The organism is Paradesulfitobacterium aromaticivorans, assembly GCF_054657415.1.
The window spans coordinates 97,351-112,107 of record NZ_BAAHYT010000004.1; the positions used below are offsets into that span (position 1 = coordinate 97,351).

At 43.9% G+C, this 14,757-nt stretch carries 12 protein-coding genes; 4 read left to right on the forward strand and 8 right to left on the reverse strand.

Features of this window, described 5'->3' with window-relative positions:
- The first annotated feature begins 87 nt into the window (after window positions 1–87).
- The 3 genes from ACYQ2N_RS01100 (at window position 88) to ACYQ2N_RS01110 (ending at window position 2,351) form a co-directional block, all read left to right on the forward strand.
- A complete protein-coding gene (locus tag ACYQ2N_RS01100; RefSeq protein ID WP_459996989.1) occupies window positions 88–801 on the forward strand; it encodes a DUF421 domain-containing protein in 714 nt (237 codons plus the stop codon).
- An 18-nt stretch (window positions 802–819) separates the two neighbouring features.
- Window positions 820–1,179, forward strand: coding sequence for a DUF4363 family protein (locus ACYQ2N_RS01105; RefSeq protein WP_459996991.1), 360 nt, complete (start codon window positions 820–822; stop codon window positions 1,177–1,179).
- 338 nt (window positions 1,180–1,517) lie between these two features.
- The gene (locus tag ACYQ2N_RS01110; protein ID WP_459996993.1) at window positions 1,518–2,351 is read left to right on the forward strand and encodes a class I SAM-dependent methyltransferase; all 834 of its coding nucleotides are present in this window, start codon (window positions 1,518–1,520) and stop codon (window positions 2,349–2,351) included.
- 250 nt (window positions 2,352–2,601) lie between these two features.
- On the opposite strand, the gene ACYQ2N_RS01115 is transcribed toward ACYQ2N_RS01110, so the two are convergent.
- The 8 genes from ACYQ2N_RS01115 to ACYQ2N_RS01150 all read right to left on the reverse strand — a co-directional run bounded on the left by ACYQ2N_RS01115 (window position 2,602) and on the right by ACYQ2N_RS01150 (window position 13,704).
- Complete coding sequence (locus ACYQ2N_RS01115; RefSeq protein WP_459996995.1) at window positions 2,602–2,925, reverse strand: type II toxin-antitoxin system RelE/ParE family toxin; 324 nt, start codon at window positions 2,923–2,925, stop codon at window positions 2,602–2,604.
- 2 nt (window positions 2,926–2,927) lie between these two features.
- Window positions 2,928–3,176 (reverse strand): type II toxin-antitoxin system prevent-host-death family antitoxin, encoded by a 249-nt coding sequence (locus tag ACYQ2N_RS01120; protein ID WP_459996997.1) that lies wholly within the window; start codon window positions 3,174–3,176, stop codon window positions 2,928–2,930.
- Between the two features lie 368 nt (window positions 3,177–3,544).
- Complete coding sequence (locus tag ACYQ2N_RS01125) at window positions 3,545–4,378, reverse strand: hydrogenase iron-sulfur subunit (RefSeq protein WP_459996999.1); 834 nt, start codon at window positions 4,376–4,378, stop codon at window positions 3,545–3,547.
- A 189-nt stretch (window positions 4,379–4,567) separates the two neighbouring features.
- Window positions 4,568–7,660, reverse strand: a complete 3,093-nt coding sequence (locus ACYQ2N_RS01130) for an FAD-dependent oxidoreductase (RefSeq protein WP_459997001.1) — start codon at window positions 7,658–7,660, stop codon at window positions 4,568–4,570.
- A gap of 57 nt (window positions 7,661–7,717) precedes the next feature.
- Window positions 7,718–8,872, reverse strand: a complete 1,155-nt coding sequence (locus ACYQ2N_RS01135) for a (Fe-S)-binding protein (protein WP_459997004.1) — start codon at window positions 8,870–8,872, stop codon at window positions 7,718–7,720.
- Window positions 8,873–8,986: 114 nt separating this feature from the next.
- Entirely contained in the window at window positions 8,987–9,505 is a 519-nt protein-coding gene (locus ACYQ2N_RS01140) for a 4Fe-4S dicluster domain-containing protein (RefSeq protein ID WP_459997006.1), read from the reverse strand.
- Window positions 9,506–9,512: 7 nt separating this feature from the next.
- The gene (locus ACYQ2N_RS01145) at window positions 9,513–11,477 is read right to left on the reverse strand and encodes an aldehyde ferredoxin oxidoreductase family protein (RefSeq protein ID WP_459997008.1); all 1,965 of its coding nucleotides are present in this window, start codon (window positions 11,475–11,477) and stop codon (window positions 9,513–9,515) included.
- A 763-nt stretch (window positions 11,478–12,240) separates the two neighbouring features.
- Window positions 12,241–13,704 carry an aminotransferase class V-fold PLP-dependent enzyme gene (locus ACYQ2N_RS01150; RefSeq protein WP_459997010.1) on the reverse strand — a complete coding sequence of 488 codons (1,464 nt, stop codon included), beginning with the start codon at window positions 13,702–13,704 and terminating at the stop codon, window positions 12,241–12,243.
- Between the two features lie 625 nt (window positions 13,705–14,329).
- Between ACYQ2N_RS01150 and ACYQ2N_RS01155 the strand changes: the two genes are divergently transcribed.
- Window positions 14,330–14,671 carry a hypothetical protein gene (locus ACYQ2N_RS01155; protein ID WP_459997011.1) on the forward strand — a complete coding sequence of 114 codons (342 nt, stop codon included), beginning with the start codon at window positions 14,330–14,332 and terminating at the stop codon, window positions 14,669–14,671.
- The last annotated feature ends 86 nt before the right edge of the window (window positions 14,672–14,757 follow it).

Below are 14,757 nucleotides of genomic sequence, written 5' to 3' on the forward strand. Positions count from 1 at the left end.
TTGTATAAACTTTGCCTTTGTTGAAAGACTATTATGTGTGTTTTAGATAAAATGTTCGATCATATAATAAAGTTTGGAGGTTATGACGTGCCAATTACTTATGTTGTAATCATACGATCGGTTATTTCTTTTTTCGCATTGATATTCTTTATACGGTTAATAGGCAAGCAGCAGGTCGCACAGCTCACTTTCTTTGATTATGTAGTGGGTATTACCATCGGTTCTATAGCTGCGACACTTTCGGTGCAAGTGAACGAAAATACGCTGGCTACTCTTGCAGGAATGATTACATGGACGGTATTAGCCATTTTATTGGCAGTTTTAAGCATGCATAATGTATGGATACGTAAAGTAGTATCCGGGGAAGCCACCGTTGTAATCGAAAATGGGAAAATACTTGAAAATAACCTCAAACGGATTCGTATTCCGATCGATGAACTTATCTCTGAACTTAGAACACAGGGTGTGTTTAGTATTGCAGATGTTGAGTTCGCAATGTTTGAGCCTGGCGGTAAAATCAGTATTCAAAAGAAGTCTCAAAAGCAGCCGATAACCCCTAGCGACTTAAATGTTCCTACCCAGTATGACGGGCTGCCCACAAACCTGGTTATGGACGGTGTTCTGCTAACTGATGCCCTACGCTCCCTAAATCTTACAAAAGCATGGCTTCAGCATCAATTAAAGAAGCAAAATGTACAGAATATAGAGGAAGTTTCGCTGGCACAGTTAGATACGAAGGGAAATCTCTATGTGGATTTAAAAGGTGATAAACCATACTACGTCATTCCTACAACAGAATAAACTATGGGAGGGTTACCTTTGATAAAAAAATTTTTCATTGCACTTTTACTGACTACAATTTTATTGAATACATGTTCCTGTGGTCTCTTAAGAAAACCTCTTGATAATCAAAGTGGTTTTTCAAAGCACCTGAAACAGACAGAAAATTATATACGAAACGAAGATTGGGGAAATGCAAAGAGCAGCCTTGAATATTCTGAAAAGACGTGGAAACAAATAAAACCTATACTCCAAGTGGATATAGACCATGATTATGTAAACGATATCGAAGACGATTTTGTAAAGTTAGAAGGATATATTGATACCAAGGAGAAACCAGACTCTCTTGCATCGATTCTTTTAATTCAGGATTCATGGAAAAATATCGACTCTCTTTAGCAGTAAGATTAAAACTGCAACTATGAAATTATCTCATGCTCTTGGTAACCGAATTAATCATGGCGCTTAATGATACGTCCGTCAGTCTGTCAGTCCGTCCTTGCTAACAAATGGCTAAACTTTTTCGAGATGGCTGAACAAAAACGTCGCAGCCTGTGGAACGAAGATCCCATAAGCTTCGGGTCAAAGCCGGAGGCGCCCCATGACTGATAGGCAAAATCTTAATGCCAAGATGAGTAACTTATCACGTTTGGAATTCTGTCAACAGGTCACAATGTGTTTCAGCAAGTACATCTATGGAATATAATACCATAGGGCCATGGAAGGAGGAGTAATACATGGTATCGGGAGAAATCAAGAGAGTGGAAGAAATGAACTATTTTGAGCTGTTGGCTTGGCTAGGCATAGGCAGTTCCCATCCGGGAGGCTTTCCTGCTACCAAACAGAACTTGGACGCTATGCAAGTAAAGCCCGGGGAATATGTGCTTGACGCCGGGTGTGGCAGCGGTCTTACCGCCTGTCACTTGGCCAAAACGATTGGTTGCAAAATCATGGGTGTTGATATTAATCCCCAAATAGTTGAAAAAGCATGTCTAAGGGCGGAGAAAGAAGGAGTTTCTCATTTAGTCGAGTTTAGGGTAGCAGATGTTAATAATCTACCCTTTGCCAATAACTGCTTTGATTTGGTAATGGCCGAATCTATAACGGTATTTTTAGATAAAGTCAAAGTGTACCGGGAGTTCTATCGAGTACTAAAGCCTGAGGGTAGAGTTGCTGACCTAGAAATGGCCCTGCTCAGAGAATTGCCCGCTAATCTCAGGAGGCAGATGGAGGAATGCTTCGGTTCAGACACCAATCCATTGCCCTTTGAAGATTGGCGCAATGCTTTAACCCAAGCGGGATTTCAGGATGTTGACATCAAAAATCCGCAACCATTGAAGAATAGAGGCAATGTGATCATGAACGAACTCAAAAAGGATTGGCTGCTGGTAAAAGACCTCGCGGACAAAGTCACTACCCAGCCCGGCTTACTGACCAGACTTCAAAAAAATGCAGGTTTCATGAAGAAAAACCAGGGCTACTTTGGATTCGGTCTTGTCTATGGGCGTAAACCCACTCTTAAGAAATTAGGCTTCAAAGATTGGGTACGGCAGGTATTATTCTGGAAGTAAGCATGAAGTGCTCGACTATAATTCCTTCTTTAAGCTTATAAACTATTTCAGTTTGTGAACGGGAACGCCGCTATTTTAAAAATGCCTTGGCCGTGCTGAGATAGGGCAGCTTCAGCACATCCGTAAGAATAAAATACAGCCCTGCTGCGAACAGGACTGCAAATGAAAATAAAAGGGGTGTAAATACTTTCACCTCCGTTAAATACAGAAAGCCGCTACATTTTTTGTGACGGCTTCAAATAGTTTTGCTTTAGTTTTCAGGCAGATCATCTGTTAAAAGAATAGACAGGTAATCCCTCATGCCATTCAAAACACGATAAACTGAAACGAATTCCCCCTCAATCTTGTAAAAGATGAGATAGATTCCACAGACAAGAAAGCGATAATCCGTTTTCATGTTGATTCTTGAACTGAGTGAAACTCCCATTTGAGGAAAGTCAGCCAGCTTTTCTACCTTGGAATAAATATCGTTCCCCATTCTTTCGGCTGTCGCCGGATTGTCCTCGGCAATATAAGCTTTTATCTCCTGAACATCGGTTATTGCCACGGGGTTGATTCGGATTTTGAATTTCACACTCAGACCTCCAATGCTTTCTTGAGATCGTCAAGTGATTTCCATTCCTCTCCTGTTTTAATCGCATCCTCTGCCTCGGAGAGCTTTGACAGCAGCTTGATTACAGCCTGCTGCTTTTCGTACTCCTGCATATCCAAAAGGACATAGCGGCCTCTGCCGTTTTTAGTCAAAAATACAGGCTCGCCAATCTGACAGGAACGGAGAACCTCGTTATAGTTTCTTAAATCTGAAACCGGTTTAATATTTGGCATTTTCACACCTCCACAGCTTGTTGTTATTATTATATGCTAATACTTCGTAAAATACAACATCAAATTTTACAGCAAGCCGCATTGCAAAAACTACCTCATCACTTCGCAGAGGGAGGGGGCTTGTTCGGCGCCTTCTTTATTGCACTCCCAAGTGGCGTAACAAAGAAGGGTCTTCGCCGTGAACAAGAGCTCCACATGTGCGAAATGAGCTGTTTCAGACTGAGCATAGCACGATGTTAAACCAAGAGCAGCATAAAATGTCGGGATTTATTCCGACATTTTATGCTGCCTCCAAAATAGTCATCTCTTCCCTTGCTTCAACTAACTTCTTTTCAGTCAATCGGCAAAGGGATTTCTCTCATTTTTTCTTAACTCTTTCTGACTATAGTTCTTTCTCCTTCAGGAATAGGAGGCGGAACAGGCTCGCCGGAAATCTTCGTCACCGCACCAAATCGAGGGGGGCAAGCTTCAAAGCAAGTTCCGCATTTTATGCATTTCTCCTGGTCAATGACATGGATCTGGTTCTTGACACTTATAATCGCCTCTTCAGGGCATCTCCTAGCGCAAATCATACAGGCCTGGCACTTACCCGGATCAATATAGTACGAGATTACGTCCCGCAATAACGCGTCTATCTCGTCACTGGTGAAAAGTCCTTCATATTCTTCTTTATTCTTATTCTTAAGGGGTGTCGCCAGTTTCTCCTTTTTCACCATCTTAATGTAGGGAACTAGCTTTGTAACTTCTTCGAGTTTGGACTTTAATTCATTTTCGTCTATTCCTTCGCTTTTGCCAAGAGGTCCTAACTTCTTCACCGTGTTGGTAAAGTCAGTCATAACTTCGGCAAAAAGGATTCCATCACCGGACGACATAAATTGGACCTTTAACCTTTCGGGGTTCAGCCCGATGTGCTCCATTATTTTCTTACATAGAAGCACCATGTTTAGTGCATGGTAATTTCCATGAGTTTCATAATTACAGTCATTTAAATTGCAACCACCAATAAACACTCCATCCATTCCATTTGAGAAGGCCCTGAGTACAAATGACAGGTCAACTCTACCGGAACACATGACGCGAATAAGCCTGATTTCATTGGTATATTGTAGTCTGGAAACTCCAGCCATGTCAGCAGCGCCGTATGCTCACCAATGGCATACAAAACCTAATATTCTTGGCTTAAATTCAAGTCCTGTACTCATTCGTTCTCACCTCCTTACTTAATAAAGGTACTCAGAATTCAGGAACGTAAGTCTCCGGTGGAGACTTACGCCGTTCGGCCACACCTAAGAGAGTTTTTTCGGCCGAACGGAGCAGAATTCAGAATAATTCAAGCTGGTTAAAATTTATGCTCCTACTCCTGTCTCCTGTCTCCTGTCTTCTCCTGAATACTAGCCTTGAACCGCCGCATCAATTTGGCTCAAGAGCTCTTCATCGGTATAGTGCTTTAGTGAAATAGCCCCTGTTGGACACTTCGCGTTACAGAGACCACATCCTTTACAGAGAACAGGATTAACCACTGCCTTTTTGCCCTGTCGTGTCTCACGAAACTCTATGGCACCATACGTACAAGCCGAGATACATGCCCCACACCCCATACACTTACGCTCATTCACCTCGCACACAGAGCCGGAGGCTACGACTGTATCATGTGAGAGAAGAGTTAAGGCCCGCCCGGCAGCTCCATAAGCCTGGCTAACCGTTTCTGATATAAACTTGGGATAGTGGGCCATTCCACAAAGATAAACGCCATCTGCAACAAAGTCAACAGGTCTTAATTTGACATGGGCCTCTTTGAAGAAACCATCAGGATTTGAATTTACCTTGAATAGCCGGGTTGCTTCCTGACTTCCCTCTGACGGAATAACAGCGGCAGCTAAAGCGAGTGCATCAGCATCTATTTCAAGCTTTTTACCTAATATAGGATCGGTCACGGTAACCCTTAAGACACTCTGACCACCCTCCCGGGCAGCTTCTACCTGAGGCTTATCATGCGGCTCATAGCGGATGAACCTTACATCCTTACTTGCCGCTTCCCGGTAATAATCCTCTTTGAACCCATACGTTCTTATATCCCTAAAGAGAATGTAGATGTCCATCTGGGGGTTTATCTCTTTTAGTTTCAAGGCGTTCTTTATAGACTCGCTGCAACATATCCGGCTACAGTAATTTCTGTCTTCATTTCTGCAGCCTACGCATTGGATCATCACCAGACTCTGGGAGTTAAGCAGCCTTTCATCCTCTTTGGCGATTTGCTCATCCAACTCCAGGTGGGTCATTACCCTATCATCTTCACCATAAAGGTATTCGGTGGGTTGGTATACTTCAGCACCTGTGGCGAGAATGGCTGCGCCATGTTTTATCTCTGTGACCCTTCCTTCAGACTTCACCTTGGTTACAAAATTCCCCACATAACCGCCAGCCTCCGTGACGGTAGCATCAGTATATACATGGATTAAAGGGTGCTTGTAAACCTTGCTTATGACATCACGCAAATATGCCTGAACATCCAGTCCTTCCAGGGTGTGGTGAATTCTTCGTGCCATTCCCCCCAGGTCTGTATCCTTTTCCACCAGGTAAACCTCATGTCCCTGGTTGGCCACGCTCAGAGCACTGGTCATACCGGCCAGGCCTCCTCCGACCACCAACGCCGTCTTGTTGACAGGCAAATCAAATTCCTGCAAGGGCTCTAAATGACGCGCCCGGGCAACCGACATCCGGATTATATCCTCTGCCTTCTGTGTGGCTTCTTCCTTTTCTTTCGCGTGGACCCAGGAGTTATGCTCCCTAATATTAGCCATTTCTAAGTAATATTGATTAATTCCCGCCTCCCGCAGGGTGTCCCGGAATAACGGTTCAAGAGTCCTGGGGGAGCAGGCAGCGACAACCACTCGATTGAGCCCTTTTTCCTTTGCCATGTCTGTTATTTCATTGGCTGAATTACTAGCACATGAAAAGAGCTGTTCCTGAGCGTAGACAACATTGGGTAAGGTTAAGGCATATTCAACTGTGGAAGGAACATTGACTACCCTTCCGATATTAGCCCCACAATGACACACAAAGACTCCTATCCTTGGCTCCTCTTTAGAGACATCCCTTTCCGGCGGATATATCCTTTCTTTGGCCAGCTTCCCTCGCCTGTAGTCAAGGAGTTCGCCAATTTGGGAGCCCGCTCCGCTGGCGCTAAAAACCGACTCCGGAATATCTGTCGGACCCCGGAAGGCTCCGCTTACAAAGATCCCAGGCCTGGTGGGCTCCATAGGATTGGAAGGGTTTGTTTTACAGAATCCGTGTGAATTGAGCTCAATGCCGAACTTATCTGCCAGATTCTCATAATCAGCAGGAGGATTCAACCCAACGGATAATACCACCATATCGAATTCTTCTTCTTTTACTCCATCATCTGGTGTAGAATATCTGATCGTGACATTCTTGCTTTCCGGGATCTCTTTTCCTATTGATACGTAGCTTCTTATAAATCGAACCCCGGGAAGATTCTCTGTTCTTTGGTAGAAGCGCTCGAAATCCTTGTTATAGGAACGAATATCGTTATGGAATATCGTACACTCTGCCTCTTGGTCATGTTCTTTTGTCAGAATTACCTGTTTCTGGGCATACGTGCAGCATACGCCTGAACAATAGCTGTTGCCGCCGGGAATAACCTCTCTGGAGCCGACACATTGAATCCAGGCTATTTTATGGGGATGCTTCTTGTCCGTAGCGCGCAGTATCTCCCCTTGGTATGGCCCGGTGGCGCATAACAGCCGTTCATAGTCCATACTGGTTACCACGTTTTCAAACTTGCCGTAGCCATAGTCGTTCCGGAGCTTAGGATCAAATGGCTCAAGCCCAGGAGACAGAACGATCGCCCCTACATTTACTTCTATCTTCTCCGGCTTTTGATTGAAATCTATGGCGTTATTCTTACATACTCCTTCGCAAATTTTGCATTTCTTCTCTTTAAGGTAAAGACAGCTTTCATCGATATACGTGACAAGAGGAATTGCTTGAGCGAAATATATATGGATGGCTTTATTCTGCGATATTTCCTGATTAAATTGATCAGGGTATTTGACCGGGCAGTATTCTACACAGGTAGTACAACCCGTGCATATGCTCTCGTCAATATATTTGGGCTTTTTAATCAGGGTTACCTTAAAGTCTCCCGTTTCTCCTTCTACACTGTCCACTTCAGTATAAGTCAGGACCTCTATATTGGGATGCCGGCCGACCTCGACCAGTTTGGGGTTGAGTATTCACATGGAACAGTCATTGGTGGGAAAGGTCTTGTCAAGCTGGGCCATATGGCCCCCAATGCTCGGCGCTTTGTCAACCAGGTAAACCTTAAAACCGGCAGTGGCAAGGTCAAGAGATGCTTGAATACCGCTGATTCCTCCGCCAACAACCATTACGTCTCCAAAATTATTGTCTCCACAACTTTTAGAAAGTTGTTGAATTTTTTCTTTTAGCATTAGTTCTTCCATTTTCTATCACCTCTTCCGTTTTTATGTGCCCGTACTGTCCGGGTTCGGCCGGGTCAGCTAAATCACTTCCTGGAGGATCTCCGTAATGTCTTTAACCTGTATGACGTCATCATAGTTCAGGACTAACCTGCTATCCTCAAAATTAGTGATGCAATAGGGGCAGGCAGTAACCAGCTCCTCAGCCCCAACCTCAAGGGCTTGTTCTAATCTGAGGTTGGAGAATCGGTCAGACTTTGGAGTTTCTATCCAAATCCTGCCTCCGCCCATTCCGCAACAGAGACTCTCTTCCCGCGACTCAGCCATCTCGTTCAGTTCCAAACCAGGTATCTTCTTTAAGACTTCTCGCGGTTCGTCAAATATGCCATTATGTCGACCGAGGTAACATGGGTCATGATACGTAATTTTCTTCCCATACTCCTTGCTGATCTGAAGCCTTCCCTCATTAATAAGCTCGAATAAATACTGGGAGATATGAACCACCTCAAAGTTCACCTTGAATTCTTCAGGATACTCGTTCTTGAATGTCTGGTAGCAATGAGGGGAGGAAACAAGGATTTTCTTTACCCCGTTTTCGATCCAAGTTTTGATGTTTTCCCTGGCCAGCTGTTTGAATAATTCCTCATTGCCTGTCTTGCGGATGCTTTCACCACAGCAATTCTCCTTGGTACCCAGTATCCCGAAATCTACCCCTGCCTTATTGAGGATCTTGACTGTGGCGGCAGCTACCTTCTTTAATCTTGGGTCATAGCTGAGGTAGCAGCCGGGGAAATATAAAACTTCCATGCCTTCGGTGAATGTTTTGACAGAGAGACCCTCTGCCCAATCTGCCCTTTTTGTTCGTGCTTCACCGAAGGGGTTACCATCTGCAGCAAGGTTTGAGCTTACGGTGCGGACAGGCTTGACAGCGCCGGGAAAAACACCATATCCTGTGGCGAAGCGGCGCAGGGCGATCATGTTATCGATTTGCTTAACGTCCCTGGGGCATTTCTGAACGCACTTGCCGCAGGTCGTACAACGCCAGATCTCTTCATGTTCTATCTCAGTCAAACCGAAGGTTGCCTCTCGGATCAGCTTGCGCATACTGAAAGTCCTAACCCTATTCCAGGGACAAACCGTATCGCATCTTCCGCATTGATAGCAGAATTTGACGGCGTCGGCACCGTTTTCCTTTATTTCTTCTATTGCCTCTTTGAAGGGTGCTACAGTCTCCACGATCTTATAATCCCTTCTTTCACATCCAATTTCTAGTAATGAAGTAGTCAGTAGTCAGGAGACAGTAGTCAGAATTTTATATCCCGAAGTATTCTGAATTCTGACTCCTAGTGATTAGCCCTTCTGGGAGATGCGGGCCACGGTATCCACCAGCTTTTCCAGTCCATATTTGTCAAGCAATGATCTGAGTCCGATCTCTATGTCGTCCAGTTTCACGTCTTCTTCGACTTCCTCTTCCCTTTCTTCGTAAGTCAGGGCATCCGCTAAGCACCACTGAACACACATCGGCTCTTTCAGTGTCGGATCGTCTTCACACATATCGCATTTGAGAGGGAGACCGGAATCGGGTTCTTTGAAAGCGTCCCTGGATGGGCAGGAAGCCCGGCAGAAGCCACACTCGTCGTATTCCTTGCCGTCAATCACATATTTGTCTCTGCCCATACATTCGGCTGCCGTGTACTCACCGGCGTATACGGGAAGAAATACGTCTCTAATTGGATCACGAATCAGCCGGATACGAGCCCTCGCCGGATTATTACTGCTATATTTTGGCGCAGCGTGAAACGATGCGCAGATAACTTCACAAGCCTTGCAGCCATTGCACTTATCAAGGTCGATCTTGATGGCCTTCACTTTCTTCTTAACTTTGCTCATCATAAATCCCTCTCTGTTCCAAGTCTTCGCTCACGTAATCCATATTCAAATCATGTAAAGTCTCTCGAGTCGGAATACCCTGATTATTCCATCCCTTGAATTTGTAATACTCATCTAAGAGCTTCGTTTCAAGCTCAGGAAATCTATGCTTCCAATGGTCCTCCGGCGGACGATCATCCACTCTTCTTAAGCCTCTTCTGTTATTAATCGCTCTAATTAAAGTCCGGTTTCTCTTGGCGGCTTTCGTCAGTTCCGCTTCATCGAAATCGATTCCGGTCGCCGCTGAGATTAATTCAGGATAATTGTGCATATGATAAGCGGGCTTCAGGGGAAATGAGGACAAACCGGCGCACATCCCGAGGGAGTCATCAATGTAGTGCATCCTCTCCATCCAGTCAACAAGTTCACACGCCATTTCAACCGTTGGGTAATATGGATTTGAGTTGTCTCCGCGTGGTTCCCAGTCCAGAAAATATTGTTTAAACTTTTCGTCAGGAACATGGATCCAATCTTTAATAAACTCTTCTCGATCCGCTCTGTTAGGAAAAGGTCCTTGGGGGAACTGGCCTTCAATTTGGGTAATGTTTATTTTCTCACCGGTAGAATACATTAGGAAATAAATAGGGTTCAGCATCCCGAGCTTGAGCGGCAGCTGCTCATGTTTTTTAATGTTGTTATGGGCATACTGTTCTGCGCCCTTACCAATCTGTTGGGCCGCCCAATATGTGCCGTTGGCTAAAATATCTCCTATCCCTTCGCGCCGGACAATTTTGTCAAGGAACCAGAAAAATCTCTCCTCAGTATCGGACGGCATTCCTGGTAGATCTTGGTCCGTCAAAATCCCGGCTTCATAAAGCTCTAAAGCAAAGGCAATCGTTTGCGGGGTTGTAAATCCGTCCACTCCATAGGCCTGAGCATTAGAATTGATTCTAAAACCAAAATCCAGGTCTGACATGGCTGCCATGGTATACGTAAGTTTCGAGTAACATTTCATCATGTATTTAGGAACGCCCGGGTAAGCAACGGATGCCCCGCAACTTAGCGGACAGTTATAGCAGCTTAATAACCGCTCCCGCACATTTTCAGCACTCTCCGTCCAACTCTTTTCGACTTCTTCGGTCCAAAAATCTTTTCTCCGAACGCGGGCATTCCCCCACATGAAACTGGTGGTGTGCCACTTTTCATCATGGATTTTCATTTCTTGCGGCGACCCAAGCCCTTGAAAAATGGGCTCTACCATTCCAAGTGGATTTTTCTCCCGAAATTTTACATATTTCAGCACATCGTTGCAATGCTCCATAAATTCAGCCGGTCGGGCAATATTGACGTCCTTTGTGCCACGAACAGCAATCGCCTTTAACCTTTTGTCACCCATAACGCCGCCTAGTCCTAAGCGGCTGGCACTGGATCGGCCCTGCTCGATGGAAGCAAAATAAACCCTATTTTCGCCGGCCAGGCCAATAGCAGCTACTTGAGCGTTCGGTTCATTCAATTCCCGCCGGATAAGTTCTGCCGTTTCAAGCGTGCCTTTCCCCTGGAGATGACTGGCATCACGTATTTCTACTTTGTCATTGTTTATCCACAAATAAACCAGATTGGGGGACTGGCCGCGAATGATCACTTTGTCATACCCGGCATGCTTCAATTCCGGTGCCCAAAATCCCCCCATCATTGAATAGGCCATTAACTTAGTCTGAGGAGAAAAGCTGGAAACAATGGTACGATTCGCACCGGGTGCAGGTGTGCCAGTTAAAAGACCAGCGCTAAATATCAGTAGATTATCAGGAGAATAGGGTTCAACTTCAGGGGGAACCCTATCCCATAATATTTTGGCGTTAGAACCTAGCCCCCCAAGATAAAGTTCGGTTAACCTTGGGTCAGTTTCTACCCTCTCAATGTTTCCACGTGATAAATCAATTTCTAAATTATACCCTGTCTCTGCGTATCTCATTTTTCAACACCTCTAGGTATGTTTTTACTGAATAATCTAATCATTCCTAAAACTAAATAACAAATGATTTCCTTGAAATCGAAGGACTCTGCCGGTTTCCCTGTGAACCTTGGCATAAGTGTATATCCCTCCTATTTTTTTCCTTGATGTTTTACTAGATGCAAGTAATATGCCATGTTTCAAAAACAAAATCTCAGCTTAACCTAACTGGTGTATAATTGCCTCCCAACAGTCGAAAACACAATGTCAATGGTTATTCAAGCCTGAATATTCAAATAGTCTTTATTATTCAAAGATAAACATCACTGCAATATTGCAGTGATGTTTATCTTTTTTTCGCGAAAACCTTACCAAATCCTCACTTCGTAGTAAGTCGATTTTGCATCGGTCCGATGTAAAATCGACTTACTACTATCTTTTAGTTGCTTAAATGCTGTTAAATAGGGCTTTTTAAGCAGCAACTCCCCGTTGATGAGATGCGCCAGGGATGTGAACCTTTCTTTGGGCCGTTGTTTAGCTATGGTCTTGCCATTGACGACCCATACGGTGTTGTCTTCTGCCCTGGTAACGGCATCGACCTTCCCGTTTGTACGGATTTCGGGGCTCAATCACTTCAGCTTTCGCTTCCAGCCTGTTCGTTTGCTGTCTACGCTTAGCGCCCCTCAAGACTCGCTACGGATGGGTCGGCTAAACCCTTAACCGGCGGGATTCCCACCCGATATAAGATGCACCCCTTGCTTGGCGCACATCCGTATTTCAATGATTAACAATTAAACCATTCTTTAACGATATTCTCCTGTTCGGGGGAATGTATGTTTTTAAACTCATTGGAGCTCGTATCGTAAATATAGTCATCCTGCCACTTTTTAATATTTTTAATGGTCTCCCTTACCGCATCGGCAATATTATACACCTCTTCATCTGTCATAATAGGATGTATTGATAATCTCACCCAGCCGGGTTTATGCGACAAGTCTCCTGAATCTATAAGACTGGTAATTTTCCGGGATGTTCTTTGGTCAATGTTTAACAAGTAATGTCCATAAGTCCCGGCACAGGAACACCCTCCTCTTGACTGGATGCCAAATCGGTCATTGAGTATTTTTACCAATAGATTATAATGGATATCTTCGACATAGAAAGATAAAATACCCAGGCGATCCCTGATATTTTCTGCAAGAATATGCAGTCCATCCACACTTTCGAGTCCGTCGAACAGTATCTTCATTAATTCTTTTTCCCTCTTCAGCATCTTCTCTACATTCATTTTATCCTTAAGCTCTAGACACAATGCAGCCTTGATGGCTTGTAAGAATCCGTGAGTTCCCCCATCTTCCCGGATTTCTATGTCGGAAGAATACTTATGTTCTCCCCAAGGATTTGTCCAATCTACAGTACCGCCACCCGGATTATCAGGTACATTATTTGAATATAACCTTGAGTCAAATACCAGCACTCCTGATGTTCCAGGACCACCTAGAAACTTGTGCGGCGAAAAAAATACAGCATCTAATTTTTCTTCAGGGTCAGCGGGATGCATATCGATATGGCTATAGGGAGCGGACGCCGCAAAATCCACAAAACAAATCCCCCCGTGCTGATGCATCAGCTTAGCCATTTTATGATAAGGTGTCTGAATTCCTGTTACATTGGAGCAGGCTGTAAAAGAGCCTATTTTGAATTTTCGGGTACTATACTCTTTTAATAATTCATCCAGATTATTCAGGTCAATCAGCCCGTTTCTGTCGGGATTTATTATCTTAACATCTGCTATAGTTTCGAGCCACGACGTCTGATTAGAGTGGTGTTCCATATGGGTGATGAATACTACAGGTTTTAAGTCTTCCGGGATATTGACAAATGGGCGCAGCTTTTCACTTATTCTGAGTCCCAGTATTCGCTGTAGTTTATTTACAACACCGGTCATACCGGAACCCGCTGTGATGATGACATCATTTTTATCGGCATTGACATGCTCTTTGATCCTCTGATGGGCATAATGGTAAGCCTGTGTCATCAACATTCCTGTTTCACTTGACTCGGAATGGGTATTCCCAACAAAAGGTCCGAAATTATTAATAATTTTATGTTCAACCGGTCTATACAGCCGTCCGCTGGCAGTCCAATCCGCATATACCATCCTGACATTACCGAAATGTGTTTTAAACACTTGATTATAGCCTATTGTATTAGTTCTAAATTCTTCAAAATAGTTTTGAAATTCCATTTTACCCTCCACCTAATGTCTAACTATTAGTATAATAGTATTATTGCAACAATCATGCCAAGGCTTAACTAGATGGAGTACACTAAATATTTTTACATTCTGCATCTTTCCTTCTTTTCCTCCTGAGATAGCGCAAGTAATTCAAGAATACAAAAGCCTTCGCGCTGTAATTAACGCCTTGGCATTTCATATTCATTATATATTTTTTAGGCTAACAGTTCACCTTCTGCGGCCTACAGAACTAAGTCATGCTAAAATCTCAGTGGATCGCACCCAAAAAACATTAGCTTAACTCTCTTCACAATATCCTGTATTGGAGAAAGTTAAGCTAATGTAGAACCTTTATTTAGACAGTATAGTGCCAGACTTTACTCTAGCGCCAACACTAATACAGCTAATCATCCGCACTTCGAGTATCCGCAGTGGGTGCAAACAACGCAGCCGCTCTGATGATTGATCGGCATCCCGCACTCCGGGCAGGCATTGTCCACGGCTACCCCGGCCCGGGCTTTTTTCACAACAGCCTTTCTCCACTGCGGTTGGACCCGGAACCAAAATAAAAAAGGTAAAAGTCATATCCATGCTGAAATTATAAGGATAAAGTAAACAGCATGGAGAGAAAAGAATGTCATTAATTGAACGCTATAGTGAACAAATAGTAGGAGTGCTTTCATGTTATGATCGGATAATCATCCAGGGAACATTACCCGGATGGTGTTTTGACCAAGGAATGACCTCATTTTTAAATGCTCACCATATTATCAAATCCGGTCTAAGCTACAGTAACATTAATATTTCTTGCAACGCTTTCAAACTCTTTTTTAACAAGGTGCTCAATTACAACTGGTCGGACGACGTTATCGTCCGGCCCAAAAGGCCAAAAAAGCTGCCTTCTGTTCTGTCTAAAGACGAAATTCTATCCATTATGGATCAGGTCAATAATCTTAAGCACAAAGTTATCTTTTAAGTTTTTTATTTCTTCTAAAATGCTTTCACGTGTTTATTGCATAATGGAATTGGACAAAGTTGCAAATAAAATTCCCCACTTTTGCA